The 20,393-nt window shown below is 46.0% G+C and carries 20 protein-coding genes and 1 other annotated feature; all 20 genes read left to right on the top strand.

Features of this window, described 5'->3' with window-relative positions:
- Positions 1-33: 33 nt before the first annotated feature.
- The 20 genes from gltX to rpsG all read left to right on the top strand — a co-directional run bounded on the left by gltX (position 34) and on the right by rpsG (position 20,386).
- Positions 34-1,491 carry a glutamate--tRNA ligase gene (gene gltX / locus MKY01_RS28385; protein ID WP_036607153.1) on the top strand — a complete coding sequence of 486 codons (1,458 nt, stop codon included), beginning with the start codon at positions 34-36 and terminating at the stop codon, positions 1,489-1,491.
- Between the two features lie 538 nt (positions 1,492-2,029).
- On the top strand, positions 2,030-2,689 hold the full coding sequence (gene cysE, locus MKY01_RS28380) for a serine O-acetyltransferase (protein ID WP_036607155.1): 660 nt from the start codon (positions 2,030-2,032) through the stop codon (positions 2,687-2,689).
- Between the two features lie 42 nt (positions 2,690-2,731).
- Complete coding sequence (gene cysS / locus MKY01_RS28375) at positions 2,732-4,132, top strand: cysteine--tRNA ligase (protein ID WP_017692055.1); 1,401 nt, start codon at positions 2,732-2,734, stop codon at positions 4,130-4,132.
- Positions 4,129-4,608 (top strand): Mini-ribonuclease 3, encoded by a 480-nt coding sequence (locus tag MKY01_RS28370; RefSeq protein WP_076254727.1) that lies wholly within the window; start codon positions 4,129-4,131, stop codon positions 4,606-4,608. Before cysS ends, MKY01_RS28370 begins: the two co-directional genes overlap by 4 nt.
- A gap of 43 nt (positions 4,609-4,651) precedes the next feature.
- Positions 4,652-5,398, top strand: a complete 747-nt coding sequence (rlmB, locus tag MKY01_RS28365; protein ID WP_017692057.1) for a 23S rRNA (guanosine(2251)-2'-O)-methyltransferase RlmB — start codon at positions 4,652-4,654, stop codon at positions 5,396-5,398.
- A gap of 5 nt (positions 5,399-5,403) precedes the next feature.
- On the top strand, positions 5,404-5,925 hold the full coding sequence (locus MKY01_RS28360; protein ID WP_036607162.1) for an NYN domain-containing protein: 522 nt from the start codon (positions 5,404-5,406) through the stop codon (positions 5,923-5,925).
- A 171-nt stretch (positions 5,926-6,096) separates the two neighbouring features.
- Positions 6,097-6,741 (top strand): RNA polymerase sporulation sigma factor SigH, encoded by a 645-nt coding sequence (gene sigH, locus MKY01_RS28355; RefSeq protein WP_017692059.1) that lies wholly within the window; start codon positions 6,097-6,099, stop codon positions 6,739-6,741.
- A gap of 304 nt (positions 6,742-7,045) precedes the next feature.
- Positions 7,046-7,195, top strand: a complete 150-nt coding sequence (rpmG, locus tag MKY01_RS28350; RefSeq protein WP_072735843.1) for a 50S ribosomal protein L33 — start codon at positions 7,046-7,048, stop codon at positions 7,193-7,195.
- Between the two features lie 17 nt (positions 7,196-7,212).
- Positions 7,213-7,404, top strand: coding sequence for a preprotein translocase subunit SecE (gene secE, locus MKY01_RS28345; RefSeq protein ID WP_017692060.1), 192 nt, complete (start codon positions 7,213-7,215; stop codon positions 7,402-7,404).
- A gap of 21 nt (positions 7,405-7,425) precedes the next feature.
- Positions 7,426-7,959 (top strand): transcription termination/antitermination protein NusG, encoded by a 534-nt coding sequence (nusG, locus tag MKY01_RS28340; protein ID WP_036607165.1) that lies wholly within the window; start codon positions 7,426-7,428, stop codon positions 7,957-7,959.
- 68 nt (positions 7,960-8,027) lie between these two features.
- Positions 8,028-8,453 carry a 50S ribosomal protein L11 gene (rplK, locus tag MKY01_RS28335; protein WP_017692062.1) on the top strand — a complete coding sequence of 142 codons (426 nt, stop codon included), beginning with the start codon at positions 8,028-8,030 and terminating at the stop codon, positions 8,451-8,453.
- A gap of 94 nt (positions 8,454-8,547) precedes the next feature.
- Positions 8,548-9,240: a 50S ribosomal protein L1 gene (rplA, locus tag MKY01_RS28330; RefSeq protein ID WP_017692063.1), complete on the top strand. Its 693-nt coding sequence runs from the start codon at positions 8,548-8,550 to the stop codon at positions 9,238-9,240.
- A gap of 68 nt (positions 9,241-9,308) precedes the next feature.
- Positions 9,309-9,456, top strand: a sequence feature (ribosomal protein L10 leader region).
- Positions 9,457-9,479: 23 nt separating this feature from the next.
- Positions 9,480-9,983, top strand: coding sequence for a 50S ribosomal protein L10 (gene rplJ, locus MKY01_RS28325; protein ID WP_047841127.1), 504 nt, complete (start codon positions 9,480-9,482; stop codon positions 9,981-9,983).
- 72 nt (positions 9,984-10,055) lie between these two features.
- Complete coding sequence (rplL, locus tag MKY01_RS28320) at positions 10,056-10,415, top strand: 50S ribosomal protein L7/L12 (protein ID WP_017692065.1); 360 nt, start codon at positions 10,056-10,058, stop codon at positions 10,413-10,415.
- Between the two features lie 96 nt (positions 10,416-10,511).
- Positions 10,512-11,114: a class I SAM-dependent methyltransferase gene (locus MKY01_RS28315; RefSeq protein ID WP_339284390.1), complete on the top strand. Its 603-nt coding sequence runs from the start codon at positions 10,512-10,514 to the stop codon at positions 11,112-11,114.
- Positions 11,115-11,526: 412 nt separating this feature from the next.
- Positions 11,527-15,072 carry a DNA-directed RNA polymerase subunit beta gene (rpoB, locus tag MKY01_RS28310; protein WP_047841125.1) on the top strand — a complete coding sequence of 1,182 codons (3,546 nt, stop codon included), beginning with the start codon at positions 11,527-11,529 and terminating at the stop codon, positions 15,070-15,072.
- Positions 15,073-15,184: 112 nt separating this feature from the next.
- Positions 15,185-18,799, top strand: a complete 3,615-nt coding sequence (gene rpoC / locus MKY01_RS28305; protein WP_036607173.1) for a DNA-directed RNA polymerase subunit beta' — start codon at positions 15,185-15,187, stop codon at positions 18,797-18,799.
- Positions 18,800-19,003: 204 nt separating this feature from the next.
- Positions 19,004-19,255, top strand: a complete 252-nt coding sequence (locus MKY01_RS28300; RefSeq protein WP_036607175.1) for a ribosomal L7Ae/L30e/S12e/Gadd45 family protein — start codon at positions 19,004-19,006, stop codon at positions 19,253-19,255.
- Between the two features lie 150 nt (positions 19,256-19,405).
- Entirely contained in the window at positions 19,406-19,828 is a 423-nt protein-coding gene (gene rpsL, locus MKY01_RS28295; RefSeq protein ID WP_017692070.1) for a 30S ribosomal protein S12, read from the top strand.
- Between the two features lie 87 nt (positions 19,829-19,915).
- Entirely contained in the window at positions 19,916-20,386 is a 471-nt protein-coding gene (rpsG, locus tag MKY01_RS28290) for a 30S ribosomal protein S7 (protein ID WP_017692071.1), read from the top strand.
- Positions 20,387-20,393: the final 7 nt, after the last annotated feature.

The raw sequence follows: 20,393 nt of genomic DNA, 5'->3' as shown, positions 1-20,393 counted from the left end.
TATCATCAATCAATTAGTGACGGAGGGGATCATATGAGCACGGATATTCGTGTGCGTTACGCGCCGAGCCCAACGGGACACCTGCATATCGGGAATGCCCGTACGGCGTTGTTTAACTATTTATATGCCAAACATAATAACGGTAAATTCATTATTCGTATTGAAGATACGGACGTGAAACGGAATATTGCCGGTGGTGAAGAAAGCCAACTGAAGTACCTGAAGTGGCTCGGAATTGAGTGGGACGAAAGTATTGACGTGGGCGGAGAATACGGACCATACCGTCAAACGGAACGTCTGGACCTCTATCGTAAATATACGCAGGAATTGCTGGATAAAGGTCTGGCTTACCGTTGCTTCTGCACGGAAGAAGAATTGGAGCAAGAGCGCGAGGAACAGTCAGCACGTGGAGAAACACCCCGTTATTCTGGCAAACACCGTGACCTGACTCCAGAGCAAATTAGTGCGTTTGAAGCGGAAGGCCGCGTAGCAAGTATTCGTTTCCGTGTGCCGGAAGAGCGCACATATACGTTTGATGATATGGTTAAAGGCACAATCTCGTTCAACAGCAAGGAATCCGGTGACTTCGTCATTGTGAAAAAAGACGGCATTCCCACATACAACTATGCCGTTGCTGTGGATGATCACTTGATGAAGATCTCCCACGTCCTGCGTGGGGAAGATCACATCTCGAACACGCCGCGTCAACTCATGATCTATGAAGCGCTTGGCTGGGAGCCACCGCAATTCGGTCATATGACGCTGATCGTGAATGAAAATCACAAAAAACTGAGTAAACGGGATGAATCCGTTATTCAGTTCATTGAGCAGTATGATCAGCTCGGCTATTTGCCTGAAGCGATGTTTAACTTCATTTCCTTACTCGGCTGGTCGCCGGAAGGGGAAGAAGAGATCTTCTCGCAAGAGCAACTGATCTCCATTTTTGATACGAAACGTCTGTCCAAGAGCCCTGCGGTATTTGATACCCACAAGCTGGCGCACTTGAACAACCACTATATCAAACATGCTGACCCGGAACGTATTGCCGAAATGGCCATTCCGCATCTGCAAAAGGCTGGACGTATTTCTTCCGAGCTGTCTGCTGAACAAAAAGAATGGGCTTATACGCTGGTACACCTGTACCAGGAGCAGATGAATTCTGCCTCCGATATTGTCGAATTGTCAGAAGTATTCTTCCGTTCCAATCTGGAGCTTGAAAGTGAAGGAGAAGCAGTGCTTGCGGAGGAGCAGGTGCCAACTGTACTGAAGGCATTTGCGGATAAAGTACAGGCGAGCGAAGAGTTTACTCCAAGCAAAATGGCTGCATTGATCAAGGAAGTACAGAAAGAAACCGGCTTTAAGGGCAAACAGCTCTTTATGCCAATTCGTGTAGCCTTGACTGGACAGACGCATGGACGGGATCTGAACCAAACGATCGTGCTTCTGGGTCGTGATACGGTGATCGAACGTTTGCTTGCACAAGTAAAATAATCTTAGTCGAAGACATTCCGTTTATTTGGAATCTGAACACAGTCCTACGATGGATAGATTACGTAGGAGGCTGTTGTCAGTCTGAGGCCTTTTCGCTATAATAACAACACAACGAATAATTGATATGATTTATCTAATAGAACAGCAAAGATCGGGAGGAGTAGACTGACCCGGACAGATTCAGAGAGGATGGTCCCGTAGCAAAGATAGATTTCTTTGGATGCGGTGGCTGTGAACCATCCACTGTCCATCAGTCGAAATGCGCCCGTGAGCTGCACAGCCGAATCCGGCCCCGCCTTTGTCGATCATGACATGGGAAAACGTTAGGATAGGTTGTGACGATTGGTTTCCGTTACCAAACCGCTTGAGGGCTCATTCTATTTAAGAATGGACCGAGCAGAGTGGGACCGCGATAAACGCCTCTGCAGCTAAATGCTGCAGGGGCGTTTTTTTGTTTAGGCGAGTGTGCAGTACACTACCAAGGAACGCGCCGTCCGGTAAGCCGGAGGACGGGAACCTGAACAAGAGGGGAACGAGCATGTTCAAGAAGATCAGATCAGATATCCAGGCGGTGTTTGAAAACGATCCGGCGGCCCGAGGTTGGTTTGAGGTGGTATTCACCTACTCAGGGCTGCATGCGATATGGGCACACCGGATCGCTCATTTTTTATACAAGCGAAGATGGTTCTCGGTTGCCCGGTTCATTTCGCAGGTTAGCCGTTTTATGACAGGAATCGAGATACATCCTGGAGCTACGATCGGAAATCGGTTGTTTATTGACCACGGAATGGGCGTCGTTATTGGAGAAACATGTGAGATTGGCGATGATGTCGTTATCTATCAGGGGGTTACCCTGGGCGGAACAGGGAAAGAAAAAGGGAAGAGACATCCGACCATTGGTAATAATGTGGTTATCTCATCCGGAGCCAAGGTGTTGGGTTCATTTAGCGTGGGGGATCAATGTAACATTGGTGCGAACTCCGTTGTGCTTAAGGAGGTCCCTTCCAATAGTACCGTGGTAGGTATACCGGGTAGAATTGTTAAACAGGATGGCCGACGGGTAGATCGCCTCAGTCAGCAATTGCCCGATCCGGTCGTTGACTCCTTGCGCGGTATGCAAAAAGAACTCGAACGATTGCAGGAAGAAGTACGTACACTGCAAAATGCCCGTGAAAATGAGACTGTGCGTGATACGTGATACAATAAATAAAGGCAGTATAGGATGAAAGGATAAGTGACCATGACGCTTCAGATTTATAATACGATGAGTCGTACCAAAGAGAAATTTGTTCCCCAAGAGCCAGGGAAAGTGAAAATGTATGTCTGCGGACCAACGGTATATGACTACATTCATATCGGGAATGCGCGCCCGGTTATCTTTTTCGACACGGTTCGTGGATACCTGGAACAGACAGGACATGATGTGAACTATGTGGTGAACTTCACGGATGTGGACGATAAGTTGATCCGCAAAGCAGAACAACTTGGAACAGACGTTCCTCACGTGGCTGAGAAATTTATTGCTGCCTATTATGAAGACATTGAGGGATTGGGTATTCCCAAGGCAAGCAGCAATCCGAGAGTAACGGAAAACATGCCGCTGATCATTGATTTTATCCGTGAGCTGGTTGAAAAAGGATTTGCGTATGAAAATGGCGGTGACGTCTATTATCGCACAGGCAAATTCAGCGAATATGGCAAACTTTCGAAACAAAACCTGCAGGAGCTGCAATTTGGAATCCGTGTGGGTGTGGACGAGCGCAAAGAGCATCCCGAAGATTTTGTGCTCTGGAAGGCTGCCAAACCAGGTGAGATCTATTGGTCCAGTCCTTGGGGCGATGGTCGACCAGGCTGGCATATTGAGTGCTCCGCCATGGCTAGGGAGTATCTTGGGGATACACTGGACATTCACGGGGGTGGACAGGATTTGCAGTTCCCGCACCATGAGTGCGAATGCGCCCAATCCGAAGTATTAACAGGTAAACCACTTGCGAACTACTGGATGCATAATGGATTCATCCGGATTGATAACGAGAAGATGTCGAAATCACTCGGTAATGGTGTTCTGGTTAAAGACTTGCGCAATCAATATAAACGCGAAGCGATTCGTTATTTCATGTTGTCTACCCACTATCGCAATCCATTGAACTTCACGGATGATACGATGGAGCAGGCACAGAACAGTGTGGACCGGATTGCAAATGCGGTAGGTAACCTGAACCATCGTCTGAATGCAGTAACTGTTGATCAGGACATCACAGCAGAGTTTGCGGCAAGACTCGACCAAATTCGTCAGCAGTATCACGAGAAGATGCAGGATGATTTCAATACTCCTGATGCAATTACTGCGATGTTTGAGTGGGCAGGGGAAGCCAACCAACTGTTGCAACAAGAAGTGGTTAATGCGGCAGACATTCGCGCACTCCTCGAGTTGTTCAGTGAATTGAATGCTGTACTGCGCATTTATACTGACGCAGAGCCAGAACTTCTGGATGAGGAAGTAGAACGTCTGATTGAAGAGCGTGTAGAAGCGCGCAAGTCCAAAAACTGGGCAAGAGCGGATGAAATTCGCGATGAATTGTCTGCACGTGGCATTCTGCTTGAAGATACGGCGCAGGGCATGAGATGGCGGCGCAAATGAGCGAAGGACATCCAAATACACCAAAACAACAGGACCAGGTCACAGAGGGAGGGTGGTTCCCTTATCCTCCTTCCAGACCTGCGAGGTTGATTCCACCTATTGCACTGGCCTATATTGGTGATGCGGTATATGAGGTAGCTGTTCGTCAATATCTGTTGTCGAAGGCAAACATGCGTCCCAATCATTTGCACCGTAGTGCAACCGGGTTGGTATCAGCGAAGGCACAGAGCCGCATACTTACAACGATTGAGGATGAACTGACAGAGGAAGAACGGGATATCGTCCGGCAAGGGCGGAATGCCAAGTCGGGTAGTGTACCCAAAAATGCAGATGTATTGGAGTACAGACATGCTACGGCTTTTGAATGTCTCATTGGTTACCTCTATAGCAGTGGTCATCATGATCGCATGATTGAACTGATCGGGCTTGGCATTGAGCACGCGGAACAACAATCGCCATCGCCGACAAAAAAATAGAAATTTCAACAAAACAATGCATTACAGAGAGGATCGAACAACGATGGAAGAAGAATGGATCGCCGGTAAACACTCCGTGACGGAGGCGCTGCGTTCAGGCCGGACCATTAATAAAATATGGATTGCCGATACAGCACAGAAACATCTGACTCAACCTATTATCTCGGAAGCTAAAAAACTAGGTATTGTCATTCAACACGTGGACAAGCGTAAGCTGGATCAAACGGTACCAGGCATTCAGCATCAGGGGGTAGTTGCTCAAGCAGCACCTTACGCTTATGTGGAGGTAGAAGACATTCTTGCCGCAGCAAAAGCGAAGAATGAGCATCCTTTCCTGATTCTGCTGGATGAGATTGAAGATCCTCATAACCTGGGGTCTATTTTGCGGACAGCAGATTGCACGGGTGCGCATGGCGTCATTGTACCGAAACGTCGCTCGGCAGCGGTAACCGTGACAGTATCCAAAACATCAGCAGGTGCTGTGGAGTACGTGCCAGTGGCTCGTGTAAGTAATCTTGGTCAGACCATCGATCGCCTCAAAGAGGAAGGTGTATGGGTTGTAGGGACAGATGTCACCGCTCACGAAGGTGTCTTTGGTAATGGAGTCTTTACTGGCCCTGTGGCATTGGTAATCGGAAATGAGAACAAGGGGATGGGACGACTTATTCGTGAGAAATGCGATGTGCTTATCAAATTACCAATGCAAGGTCAGATTAATTCCCTGAATGCTTCCGTGGCAGCGGGGGTTGTCATGTACGAAGTGCTCCGCTCGCGTCAAGCGCAGGAATAGAAGGTATGGCTGATTCCCGTGATGTGCTTCTTGTAGACGGGTACAACATGATTGGCGACTGGCCGGAATTAACCAAACTGGCGGAAAGTGGGCTCGAAGAGGCACGTAACAGGCTTCTCTTTCGTCTTGCAGACTACCAGGCTTTCTCCGGCCGTCGAGTCATTGTTGTGTTTGACGCCTACCTCGTGCCTGGACTCGGTAAATCCTTTACTCAGAGCAAAGTGCAGATCTATTTTACAAAGGAAAAAGAGACGGCAGACGAATGCATTGAGAGACTCGTTCGGGAACTAAGCATGCGAAGACGCCAAATCTATGTGGCTACGAGCGATATGGTAGAGCAACATGTCATTTTTGGACAGGGAGCGCTACGTGTATCTGCAAGGGAGTTGCTAATTGAAGTTGAGCAGAACGAAAAAGAATTAAAAAAACGACTGGAAGAAGATCAGGCGAAGACCACGCGTAACACACTCGGGGGTAAGTTAAGTCCCGATGTATTGAAAGAGTTTGAGCGATGGCGCCGGGAATAACAGCACGTTTTTACAAAATTTAGAATATTGAAACTCTTGACATTTATGTTATTGATGTTCTTTTTTAGGCAGAGCGTGGTTGACGGTGTGAGGTACCATCATATATACTGATCCTATATTTCATAGAGTAGAGTAACGGGGTACCTTGCGTTGCAGCCGGAGGGATTGTCTGTGAGTGTCGACCTCAAAGATATCATGTTATCTAAGTATGATTACCAAAGTGACGAAGACATTGTCGAAGCTTTCCGTGAAGGCGAAAGCGAAGCGTTAGAGTTTCTAATTAACAAATATCGTAACTTTGTACGCGCCAAGGCAAGATCTTATTTTCTGATTGGGGCAGACCGGGAAGATATTATTCAAGAAGGAATGATTGGCCTCTACAAATCCATTCGAGATTTCAAAGGGGACAAACTGGCTTCGTTCAAGGCTTTTGCCGAACTGTGTATTACAAGACAGATCATCACGGCGATTAAGACAGCAACACGTCAGAAGCATATTCCGCTTAATTCTTATGTATCTCTGGACAAGCCTATTTATGACGAAGAGTCTGATCGTACGTTACTCGATGTGATTTGTGGAACCCAGGTCAGTGATCCGGAAGAACTTATCATCAATCAGGAAGAGTTTGTGGGCCTGGAAGATAAAATGTCCGAGATTCTGAGTGATCTGGAACGTAAAGTATTGATGTTGTATCTGGACGGGAGATCTTATCAAGAGATTGCAGTAGATTTGGACAGACATGTGAAGTCCATTGATAATGCACTTCAGCGCGTCAAGCGCAAACTTGAAAAGTACCTGGAAGTTCGAGATAATTAAACACATGTTGTCGTTGACGGAAAAGGCTCGGTGTTTGAGTCTTTTTTTAGTGTCTCAAGTTTATAAAATCTAAGAATGTTTATACTAGTAATCGCTCGGTCCAAGCAGGAGAAGAGAAAAACAGAGATGAGAAACGAATGTACGTTGTACGGAAGTAATACCCAATGAATGAAAGACTATTCTTTCATTGACATGGTTATACCCTTGTGATAAAGTGTTTTAGGTAGGCCTAAATTTATGGCTTTTTTTCAGGATCAATTTAGAGACTCTGCTTGAATGTGGAAGTCTTCGGGAGGTGTACATCATGCGGGTAATTATTACTTTGGCTTGTACTAACTGCAAACAAAGAAATTACACTACGACAAAAAACAAGCGTAATCACCCCGACCGCATGGAGATGAAGAAATTTTGCAAGTTTTGTAACGAGCAGACTTCTCATCGCGAAACCAGATAGTTTTTGGAGGTGTCGGCGTGAAACGAAGTTTCAAATCTCTGATTTCCTTTTTCTCAGAAAGCTGGGCTGAACTTAAAAAAGTTCGCTGGCCTAATCGTAAAGAGCTGACCAACTACACATTGATCGTACTTGGTACTGTTGTGGTTATGACGCTGTTTTTTTGGGTCATTGACATTGGCATCTCCTTTGTGATCGAAGCGATTATTTAAGAAGGGTTCCGGTGGCTTGATATGGAAAAAAGATGGTACGTCGTTCATACCTATTCAGGGTATGAGAACAAGGTCAAAGCCAATTTGGAAAAACGCGTAGAGTCTATGGGCATGGAAGACAAGATATTCCGCGTTCTTGTTCCTATGGAAGAAGAAGTGGTAAACAAGGACGGTAAGAAAAAAACCGTTATGCGTAAAGTTTACCCCGGTTATGTCTTGGTGGAAATGGTACAGACGGATGATTCTTGGTATGTTGTTCGCAACACACCAGGGGTTACAGGATTTGTCGGTTCGACAGGTTCTGGGTCCAAACCAACTGCATTGTTGCCTGAAGAAGTGGAACAAATTCTGAAGCACATGGGAATGGTTGAACCTAAGCCGAAAATTGAGTTCGATATTAAGGAATCCGTGCGTATTAAAGTCGGTCCTTTTGCGAATTTCGTAGGCTCCGTGGAAGAAATTTTGGTAGAGAAAAGCAAGTTGAAAGTGCACGTGAACATGTTTGGACGGGAAACACCGCTTGAGTTGGAATACACGCAAGTGGAGAAGATATAGTTTCTTCAAGTTTCTTGTGGGAGGGTTGAAAAACCCGTTAACCACTATTTTGCAAGGAGGTGTCAATCATGGCGAAAAAAGTTATTAAAATGGTAAAACTGCAGATTCCAGCAGGTAAAGCAAACCCAGCACCACCAGTAGGTCCAGCTTTGGGTCAAGCAGGTGTCAACATCATGGCATTCTGTAAAGAATTCAACGCTCGTACAGCTGATCAAGCGGGATTGATTATTCCAGTTGAAATTTCTGTATTCGAGGACCGTTCCTTTACTTTCATCACTAAAACTCCACCAGCAGCAGTTCTGTTGAAAGTGGCAGCTAAAGTTGAAAAAGGATCAGGCGAACCGAACAAGAAAAAAGTTGCTACTGTTAAACGTGATGCGGTACGTCAAATCGCAGAAACAAAAATGCCTGACCTGAATGCAGCAGACGTTGAGTCCGCTATGCGTATGGTCGAAGGTACTGCCCGCAGCATGGGTATCACCATCGAAGACTAATTTTCATAAGAAACATGGCTTCGTAAAACCGGTCGATTCGCGACCGGTTGATGTGGGAGGTATATCCGCTAACACCACAAAGGAGGAATAAAACATGGCTAAACACGGTAAAAAATACCTGGAAGCTGCTAAGCTGATTGACAGCGAAGCAACTTACGAGCCTTCAGAAGCTGTAGAGCTTGTGAAAAAGGCAGCTACTGCAAAATTCGATGAAACAATCGAAGCAGCAGTTCGTTTGGGTGTAGACCCTCGTAAGCAAGACCAGGCTGTACGTGGTGTTGTTGTCTTGCCACACGGCACAGGTAAAACACAACGCGTATTGGTATTTGCAAAAGGTGACAAAGCGAAAGAAGCGGAAGCGGCTGGCGCGGACTATGTTGGTGATGCAGACATGATCAACAAAATCCAACAAGGCTGGTTCGAATTCGACGTCTGCGTAGCGACACCAGATATGATGAGTGAAGTAGGTAAATTGGGCCGACTGCTCGGCGGTAAAGGTCTGATGCCTAACCCTAAAGCCGGAACGGTAACTTTCGATGTAACTAAGGCTGTTCAAGAAATTAAAGCCGGTAAAATCGAATATCGTCTGGATCGTGCAGGTCAAATTCATGCACCGATTGGTAAAGCTTCTTTCTCTTCTGAGCAACTTAATGAGAACTTCAAAGCTCTCATGGAAGCTCTGAATCGTGCTAAACCAGCGGCAGCAAAAGGTGTTTATCTGAAGAATGTTAGTCTTTCTTCCACGATGGGCCCTGGCGCACGCGTGAACGCAGCAGCTTTTAGATAATATCTCTTGACAGGCTTGTCCTGTTTTTGATAAGATATAAAAGTTGTGAGTCCGAGTGACTGACCGTTGACATTTGAATATGCTTGCCGTAGACAGTAGGTGCCATTTGGCTTAATTTCCTGCCGAGGTGTGATTATAGAACTTAGAACGATGCAAATCGATGATGAGTATATATCAAGCCTTCGTGATTCTACGGAGGCTTTTCTTAATGGGATAAATTTGATCAGGAGGTGTACAGATTGGCAAACGCAAAAGTGATTCAAGCAAAACAAGAATCCGTTGATGCAGTAACAGCAAAATTGCGCGAGAGCGTTACAACTGTTGTTGTTGACTATCGCGGATTGAACGTTGCCCAAGTAACTGAGTTGCGTAAGCAACTTCGTGAAGCAGGGATCGAATTCCAAGTGCTGAAAAACTCGTTGCTTCGCCGTGCAGCTGCAGCAGCAGAACTGACAGAACTTGAAAATGTTCTTACAGGTCCTACTGCAATTGCATTCAGCGTAGATGACGTTGTGGCTCCAGCTAAAATTCTGAACGACTTCGCGAAAAAGAACGATGCACTGGAATTGAAAGGTGCAGTCGTAGAAGGTCGCGTAATCGGAGTAGAAGAAGTTAAGGCATTGGCAGAACTTCCATCCCGCGATGGACTCCTCTCCATGCTCCTCAGCGTGCTTCAAGCGCCAGTGCGCAACTTCGCGCTTGCGGTTAAAGCAGTTGCAGAAAAAGAAGAACAAGGCGCGTAAGCAACTTGATCTGAATGCTGCTTAGGCGGCAAATGAAATAAAAAAAATAATATTATATATGGAGGTTCACTCATGAGTAAAGAGCAAATCTTGGAAGCAATCAAAGGCATGACTGTACTGGAATTGAACGATCTTGTTAAAGCAATCGAAGAAGAATTCGGCGTAACTGCTGCAGCTCCAGTAGCTGCTGCAGGTGCAGTAGCTTCTGCTGAAGCTGAGCAATCCGAGTTCGACGTAATCTTGACTAGCGCTGGTGCTTCCAAAATCAACGTTATCAAAGCAGTTCGCGAAATCACAGGTCTTGGCCTGAAAGAAGCAAAAGAATTGGTTGACAACGCTCCAAAAGCATTGAAAGAAAAAGTTGCTAAAGAAGAAGCAGAAGCGGTTAAAGCTAAGCTTGAAGAAGCAGGCGCTTCAGTTGAAGTTAAATAATTTAGCTATTACAAGCTAAATGAACAAAACAACAAACCCCTTGACTTATATCAAGGGGTTTGTTGCTGTAATTGTAAATGGAAAGTGAGTGAGGGCATGTCCAATCATTATTATTCGGACAAACCGCAAGTGGCGCATGATCGCAGAGCAACTGAAGCGGTTCTTCGCGGATTCAGTCTGCGATTCGTGACGGATGCCGGTGTGTTTTCCAAAAACGGAATCGATTATGGCAGCAGAGTATTGATTGATGCGATAGAGTTGCCATCAGGGGCTCATGTTCTCGATGTGGGCTGTGGATACGGGCCAATGGGTCTTACAGCAGCCAAACTTGTACCGGATGGGCATGTCACCATGATCGATATCAACGAGAGAGCCGTTGAACTTTCCAGGGAAAATGCAAAAGCGAACGGAATTAACAATGTTACGGTATTGCAAAGTAATCTACTGTCTGAAGTAAAAAAACAAGATTTTGACGTTATCCTAACCAACCCGCCTATACGGGCTGGGAAAGAGACGGTTCATACTATTTTCGAACAGGCACATCGCCATCTGAAGGTAGGCGGTTCGTTGTGGATTGTCATTCAGAAGAAACAAGGAGCACCGTCAGCGAAAGCGAAATTGGAATCTTTGTTTGGAAGAGTGGGAGAAGTGACGAAGGATAAAGGATATCGGATTTTCAAAGCGGTGAAATCGGAATAGGTATCTACTAAAAGCTGAATCCGAGTTTGTAAAGTAAGCAGGGGATCATTTTTTTTGCAATAGGACTATTGACTTGAAATTCAGGTCGTGGTATAGTTGTAAAATGTCAGTATTAAGATGCCCTACTTGGCTTTAGCTAACTAAAAATGTCAACCTTTTTTTACGCCGAACGGGCTTATTATGCCTACGTTTGGCGTATAATATGTACATTTTGGGCAAACTGGGGATAAGAATGATTTGGAAAGACATCCGCCGATCAAAGTTGCTCTTTTTTCGAACGACATTTCGAGTAAGGGCTTTTCTTTATTTGTGGATGCATTGCTTTGCTCTGTATGTGTACCATTATAAGGTTACAAACAGAGGTTCGCAACGAAATTTTTAAAGTGAGTAGACATTGAGGGGTGAGTTTAAGTTGGCAGGACATCTTGTTCAATATGGTCGACGCACTCGGCGCAGTTATGCACGAATTAACGAGATACTCGAAGTTCCGAACCTGATTGAAATCCAACAAAAATCCTATGATTGGTTTTTGGAGGAAGGGTTGCGCGAAATGTTCCAGGATATCTCGCCGATCCAGGATTTTACAGGTAACTTGATTTTGGAATTTATCGATTACAGTCTCGGTGAACCGAAGTATACAGTAGACGACGCAAAAGAGCGTGACGTTACGTATGCAGCACCGCTTCGGGTCAAAGTCCGGCTCATTAATAAGGAAACCGGCGAAGTCAAAGAGCAGGAAGTATTCATGGGAGATTTCCCGCTGATGACCAACACTGGCACATTTATTATTAATGGTGCGGAACGGGTTATTGTCAGCCAGTTGGTTCGCTCTCCTAGCGTTTACTTCAGTACCAAAGTAGATAAAAACGCCAAAAAAACGTATACCGCTACAGTTATTCCTAACCGCGGCGCTTGGTTGGAACTGGAGATGGACGCGAAGGATGTTGTTTATGTCCGGATCGACCGTACACGTAAAATACCGGTTACGGTTCTCCTGCGTTCACTTGGTTTTGGCACAGATGCTGAGATTCTGGATCTGCTCGGTAATGACGAATATATCCGCAACACACTGGACAAAGACAACACGGATTCCACGGAGAAAGCACTCATTGAGATCTATGAGCGTCTTCGTCCGGGCGAGCCGCCAACGCTGGATAATGCGAAAAGCTTGCTCGTAGCACGTTTCTTTGATCCAAAACGTTATGACCTGGCTAATGTAGGTCGTTACAAAATGAACAAAAAGCTTCACATCAAAAACCGTTTGTTCAACCAGCGCTTGGCTGAGTCACTTGTTGATGCTGAGACTGGTGAAATCATTGCTGAAGCAGGTCAAATGGTTGATCGTCGTTTGTTGGATGAAATCATGCCGTATCTGGAGAAGAGCGTTGGATTCCGCACGTATCACGTGGGTAACGGCGTTTTGGATGCCAATGATATCCCTATGCAAACGATTGATGTGTTCTCACCAACTGAAGATGGTAAAGTAGTCAAACTGATTGCCAATGGAATCATTGACAAGTCCGTTAAAAACGTGACGCCGGCGGATATCATTTCGTCCATCAGTTATTTCCTTAACCTTCTGCAGGGAATTGGTAGCACGGATGATATTGACCATCTGGGTAACCGTCGTTTGCGTTCGGTGGGTGAACTCCTGCAGAATCAGTTCCGTATCGGTTTGTCCCGTATGGAGCGTGTGGTTCGTGAGAGAATGTCCATTCAGGATGCTAACGTAATTACACCACAGGCTTTGATTAACATACGTCCTGTTATTGCATCCATTAAAGAGTTCTTTGGTAGCTCTCAGTTGTCACAGTTTATGGATCAAACGAACCCGCTGGGTGAGTTGACACATAAACGTCGTTTGTCCGCACTCGGACCCGGTGGTTTGACGCGTGAGCGCGCAGGTATGGAAGTGCGTGACGTCCATCCATCCCACTATGGCCGTATGTGTCCAATCGAGACGCCAGAGGGACCAAACATCGGTTTGATCAACTCCTTGTCTACGTTCGCTCGTGTGAATGAATATGGCTTCATTGAAGCTCCATATCGTTGGGTTGATCCGAAGACAGGTATTGTAACCGAGCAAATTGATTACCTGACAGCGGACGAAGAGGACAACTACGTTATCGCGCAAGCGAATGCGAAGCTGAATGAAGATAGTACATTTGAAGAAGAAGCGATCATTGTACGTTATAACAAACAGTCGGATAACATCCTTACGATGCCGAGTGAGCGGGTTGACTACATGGACGTATCTCCTAAGCAAGTTGTATCCGTCGCTACAGCGCTGATTCCGTTCCTTGAGAACGATGACTCCAACCGTGCGCTCATGGGATCAAACATGCAACGGCAGGCCGTTCCACTTTTGATTCCTAAAGCACCACTTGTGGGAACAGGTATGGAACACAAAGCCGCGAAAGATTCCGGTGTATGTATTGTCTCCGATTATGACGGAATTATTGAACGATCTACTGCGAACGAGATTTGGGTCCGTCGTGTTGAAGAAGTGGACGGTCAGGAAGTTAAAGGCGATATCGTTAAATATAAATTACACAAATTTATGCGTTCGAACCAAGGAACATGCATTAACCAGCGTCCGATTGTTAAAAGAGGTGCCGCTGTCAAAGCTGGCGATATCCTCGCTGATGGTCCTTCAACGGAAATGGGTGAATTGGCTCTGGGACGTAACGTTGTTGTTGCCTTCATGACTTGGGAAGGTTACAACTACGAAGATGCGATCTTGCTCAGTGAAAAACTCGTTAAGGAAGATGTATACACATCCATCCATATCGAGGAGTATGAGTCAGAAGCACGTGATACCAAGCTTGGACCTGAAGAGATCACACGTGACATCCCTAACGTTGGGGAAGAAGCGTTGCGTAACTTGGATGAGCGCGGTATTATCCGCATCGGTGCTGAGATCAGTGCTGGCGACATTCTGGTTGGTAAAGTAACACCTAAGGGTGTAACAGAGCTGACAGCAGAAGAACGTCTCTTGCATGCGATCTTTGGTGAGAAAGCACGTGAAGTACGTGATACTTCCTTGCGTGTACCACATGGTACTGATGGTATCGTAGTAGACGTGAAAGTATTTACCCGCGAAAACGGTGATGAGCTGCCTCCAGGTGTTAACCAACTCGTTCGTGTATATATCGCTCAAAAACGGAAAATTTCCGAGGGTGATAAAATGGCTGGACGTCACGGTAACAAAGGGGTCGTGGCCCGCATCTTGCCGGAAGAAGATATGCCTTTCCTGCCAGACGGTACACCGGTTCAGATCGTTCTTAACCCACTGGGCGTACCTTCCCGGATGAATATCGGTCAAGTACTCGAGGTTCACTTGGGTATGGCGGCGATGCAACTGGGTATTCACGTAGCAACTCCTGTATTCGACGGAGCGAAGGAGTATGACGTCTTCGATACGATGGAAGAAGCAGGTATGCAACGTAATGGTAAAACTGTCCTGTATGATGGTCGTACAGGTGAAGAGTTTGAACGTGAAGTTACCGTAGGTGTCATGCACATGATCAAACTGGCACACATGGTTGATGATAAAATCCATGCCCGTTCCACGGGTCCTTACTCACTTGTTACGCAACAGCCATTGGGTGGTAAAGCCCAATTTGGTGGACAGCGTTTCGGGGAGATGGAAGTATGGGCGCTTGAGGCATACGGTGCTGCTTATACACTGCAAGAAATCTTGACTGTTAAATCCGATGACGTTGTTGGTCGGGTTAAAACGTATGAATCCATTGTCAAAGGTGAGAATGTCCCGGAACCAGGTGTTCCTGAATCATTCAAAGTATTGATCAAAGAGCTGCAAAGCTTGGGTATGGACGTTAAGATTTTGAGCGAAGATGAGCAAGAGATTGAAATGAGAGAAATGGACGATGAAGATGACGCTGCGAGCGATAAGCTCAGCCTCAACCTTGAGGGTACAGAGGTCGGAGCGGAATAAACCGCTTCGAGCGCATGATGACCGGCGTTTTTCATCAGGCTCACGTCTTGCTCCGGCTTCGGCCGGAGTGGGCGTAACCTAGAATCAGGAATTGGTTAAGGAGGGTTGCTCCTTGTTGGACGTCAACAATTTCGAATACATGAAGATCGGGCTTGCTTCCCCAGAGAAAATTCGTTCTTGGTCCCGCGGAGAAGTGAAAAAACCGGAAACGATCAACTATCGTACGTTGAAACCGGAAAAAGAAGGGCTGTTCTGCGAAAAGATTTTTGGCCCTACAAAAGACTGGGAATGTCATTGCGGTAAATACAAACGCGTCCGTTATAAAGGCGTTGTCTGTGATCGTTGTGGCGTTGAAGTAACACGTGCAAAAGTACGCCGCGAACGGATGGGCCATATTGAGCTCGCTGCTCCGGTATCGCATATCTGGTACTTCAAAGGTATTCCGAGCCGTATGGGTCTTGCTCTGGATATGTCACCAAGATCTCTTGAAGAGATTATTTATTTTGCATCATATGTTGTAACTGATCCAGGAGAAACTCCACTGGAGAAAAAACAGCTGTTGTCCGAGAAAGAATACCGCAGCTACCGTGAAAAATACGGCTATGGTTTCCATGCTGGCATGGGCGCAGAAGCGGTTAAAAAATTGCTTCAAGACCTTGACATAGACAAAGAGCTCGAGTTCCTGAAAGAAGAGCTCCGGACTGCGCAAGGACAACGTCGTAATCGTGCAATCAAACGTCTGGAAGTTATCGAAGCATTCCGCAACTCCGGCAACAAGCCAGAGTGGATGATCATGGATGTACTTCCTGTTATCCCGCCGGAACTTCGTCCAATGGTACAGTTGGATGGTGGACGTTTTGCAACGTCTGACCTGAATGACTTGTACCGCCGTGTAATCAACCGGAACAACCGTCTGAAACGCCTGCTTGATCTGGGCGCGCCAGATATTATCGTGCAAAATGAAAAACGGATGTTGCAGGAAGCTGTTGACGCATTGATCGATAATGGTCGTCGTGGACGCCCGGTAACGGGTCCTGGTAACCGTCCATTGAAATCTCTCAGCCACATGCTGAAAGGTAAACAAGGACGTTTCCGTCAAAACTTGCTCGGTAAACGGGTTGACTATTCTGGTCGTTCCGTTATCGTTGTTGGACCTTACCTGAAAATGTATCAGTGTGGTCTGCCAAAAGATATGGCACTTGAATTGTTCAAGCCTTTTGTTATGAAAGAGCTTGTAAATAAAGGGCTTGCCCACAACATCAAGAGCGCAAAACGTAAAGTTGAGCGTGTAAGTCCTGAAGTATGGGATGTTCTTGAAGAAGTAATCAAGGAGCATCCGGTTCTGTTGAACCGTGCCCCTACGCTTCACAGACTCGGTATTCAAGCATTTGAACCGATTCTCGTTGAAGGTAAAGCAATTCGTCTTCACCCGCTCGTATGTACGGCATACAATGCCGACTTTGACGGTGACCAAATGGCCGTGCACGTTCCGTTGTCCGCTGAAGCTCAAGCGGAAGCACGTATCCTGATGCTTGCATCGGGTAACATTTTGAACCCGAAAGACGGTAAACCGGTTGTTACTCCTTCCCAGGATATGGTGCTTGGTTCTTACTACCTCACTATGGATAACAAGGAAGAAAAGGGCACAGGTATGATCTTGCGTACAGTTAACGAAGCTGTATCGGCATACCAACGTGGTACTGCTGGTCTGCATGCGCGTGTAGCTATTCCTGTTAAGGCGCTTGGTAAAACAAGCTTCACGGAAGAACAACAAGAAGGAATGTTGCTGACAACTGTCGGTAAAATTATCTTCAATGAAATTTTCCCGGCAAGCTTCCCGTATATCAATGATGCGACTCGTGCTAACCTGTACCAAGGTACTGCAGATCACTCATTTGTATATGAAAAAGGTGCTGATCTCAGAGAAGCTATTATGAATGCTCCTCTGGCTGGCGGTGTCGGTAAAGAATACCTCGGCTCCATCATTGCACGTTGTTTTGAAATTTATCACACAACGGAAACAGCCGTTATTTTGGATAAAATTAAACAACTTGGTTTCACATACTCTACACGTGCCGGTATTACGGTTGCGGTATCTGATGTTATCGTTCCGCCTGAGAAGTTTGAAATTCTTAGACAATCTGAGGAAAAAGCACAAATCGTTACGAATCAGTACCGTCGTGGTCTGATTACGAATGAAGAGCGCTATGACCGTATCATTGATATCTGGTCAAAATCCAAAGATGACATCACTGAGATTCTGATGAAGTCCATGGATCGTTACAACTCGATCATGATGATGGTAGACTCCAAAGCACGGGGTAACAAATCGCAAATCACTCAATTGGGCGGTATGCGTGGTCTGATGGCCAACCCATCCGGTCGAATTATCGAACTCCCAATCAAATCGAACTTCCGTGAAGGTCTGACGGTACTCGAGTACTTTATCTCCACTCACGGAGCGCGTAAAGGTTTGGCGGATACAGCCCTGCGTACAGCCGATTCAGGTTACCTGACTCGTCGTCTCGTAGACGTAGCCCAAGACGTAATCGTGCGTGATGATGATTGTGGTACAGATAAAGGCTTTACGGTAAGTCGTATCCAAGATGGTAAAGAGGTTATCGAAGACCTCTACGACCGTATTGAAGGCAGATACTGCTTCGAGACTCTTCGTCATCCGGAAACGAAAGAAATCATTGTAGGTCGCAATGAATTGATTGACTCCGATAAAGCAGAAGCGATTATCAAAGCAGGTATTACTAAATTGCAAATCCGCTCCGTTCTCAGCTGCCGTGCAAGTCATGGTGTCTGCAAGAAGTGTTATGGTCGCAACCTCGCGACTGGTAAACACGTGGAGATTGGTGAAGCAGTTGGTATTATCGCAGCACAGTCCATTGGTGAGCCAGGAACACAGCTTACAATGCGTACGTTCCATACTGGTGGTGTAGCCGGAGACGATATTACGCAAGGTTTGCCACGTATCCAGGAGTTGTTCGAAGCTCGTAATCCTAAGGGTCAAGCAACGATCAGTGAAATCGATGGTGTGGTTAAAGAGATTCGCGAAGCGAAAGATCGTCGTGAAATCGAAATTCAAGGTGAAGCGGAATCCAAAGTATACGCCGTTACCTACGGTTCCCGTGTGCGCGTAAGCGAAGGCGCGGAAGTTGAAGCGGGTGACGAGTTGACAGACGGTTCCATTGATCCAAAAGAGATGTTACGGATTAAAGGCATACGTGGTGTACAAAACTACATTCTGCAGGAAGTACAACGCGTATATCGTAACCAAGGCGTAGAAATTAACGATAAGCACGTTGAAGTTATGATCCGTCAAATGTTGCGTAAAATCCGTATCGTAGATGCAGGAGATACAACGCTGTTGCCAGGATCGTTCGTGGATATGCATGAGTACGAAAGAGCTAACAAAATTGCGATTCTTAGTGATAAAGAGCCGGCGGTTGCTAAACCAATCCTGCTCGGTATTACGAAAGCATCCCTGGAAACAGACTCCTTCCTCTCGGCGGCTTCGTTCCAAGAAACTACACGTGTATTGACAGATGCAGCGATCAAAGGTAAAGTCGATCAGTTGCTCGGTCTGAAGGAAAATGTAATCATCGGTAAATTGATTCCTGCAGGTACAGGTATGCACCGTTACCGCAGCATCAAATTTGCTGAGCCAGAAGATGGCCAATCTTCAGTAGAAGAACTTGAGCCAGTTTCGGTTGATTAAATATATTTCTCCTCATTAGAGGAGAGTGAAAGTTTTGTGCGTCAGGAGACGGACGTTTGTATGATACAGGCGGACGAATCCTGATGTACGTAAACTTTTAAAAAATGTTTTAGGATTAGCATTGACAATGCTTGCGCTAGATGCTAATATATCAAAGGTGCGTGGGCAGCTGATTGTACATGGTTCTATTCGGAGGAATACACAATGTCTAATGAAAAAGCCTTGCAAGATGCTCATGTCAAAATAGGTACCAAACAGACCATGCGGATGGTGCAGACAGGTATGGCTTCTGAAGTCTATGTCGCAGAAGATAGTGATCCGCAGCTTACTTCCAAAATCATTGCTTTGTGTGAACAACACAATGTGAAATGCACGAAAGTGGATACAATGAAAAATCTCGGCAAGGCTTGCGGGATTGGAGTAGGAGCAGCTATGGCTGCTGTCGTAAAATCATAGGGTAAGGAACGTTTTTGTCCGAGAACTTTTAAGGATTCTCCAAGGCAAAAACTTTTCATTTGTCTTTTTATGAACCGCCTGGGTCTGTGGACTTAGTGCAAAGAGGTTTATAAAGAAACATGAATATTTGAGGAAGGGGGTGGCAATCACATGCCAACTATTAACCAACTGGTTCGTAAAGGACGTCAAGCAAAAGTTGAGAAGTCAAAATCTCCAGCTTTGCAAAAAGGATTCAACGCTTTGAAACGTGAATCTACTAACATCAGTGCCCCACAAAAACGTGGTGTCTGCACTCGTGTAGGTACAATGACTCCACGTAAACCAAACTCTGCACTTCGTAAGTATGCCCGTGTTCGTTTGACGAACCGTCTCGAGGTTACTGCTTATATCCCGGGAATCGGACATAACCTTCAAGAGCACAGTGTGGTATTGATCCGCGGAGGTAAAGTTAAAGACCTTGCAGGAGTTCGTTATCACATCGTTCGTGGAGCTCTCGATACTGCTGGTGTAAACAACCGTATGCAAGCTCGTTCGAAATACGGCGCTAAACGTCCAAAAGCTAAAAAAGCCTAAACTATTATAGGCAGATAGCCTGAAAGCCTTCTGGTCTAAGTCTGGAAGGTACAGGATCTGCTGAACAAGAAAGAAAGGGGGATATCCATGCCACGCAAAGGTCCAGTTACGAAAAGAGACGTTCTGCCTGATCCGTTATATAACAGCAAGTTGGTTACTCGTTTAATCAACCGCATCATGATCGGCGGAAAACGCGGTGTTGCTCAAAGCATTCTGTATAATGCGTTCAAGTTGATTCAAGAACGTACGGGTAATGACCCTATGGAAGTATTTGAAGCAGCAATCAAGAACATCATGCCAGTCCTGGAAGTTAAAGCTCGCCGTGTCGGCGGTGCCAACTACCAAGTACCAATCGAGGTGAAACCAGAGAGACGTACTGCTCTGGGATTACGTTGGCTCGTGAACTACTCCCGCAACCGCGGTGAGAAAACAATGGAAGAGCGTTTGGCGGCTGAGATCATCGACGCTTCCAACAACACAGGCGCTTCCGTTAAAAAACGTGAAGATACGCACAAAATGGCTGAAGCGAACAAAGCGTTTGCTCACTACCGTTGGTAGGATTCAG

The organism is Paenibacillus sp. FSL R5-0486, assembly GCF_037975155.1.
GTDB lineage: Bacteria > Bacillota > Bacilli > Paenibacillales > Paenibacillaceae > Paenibacillus > Paenibacillus amylolyticus.
Note: the sequence above shows the minus strand (reverse complement) of the source record. Positions and strands in the feature narration are given on the sequence as shown.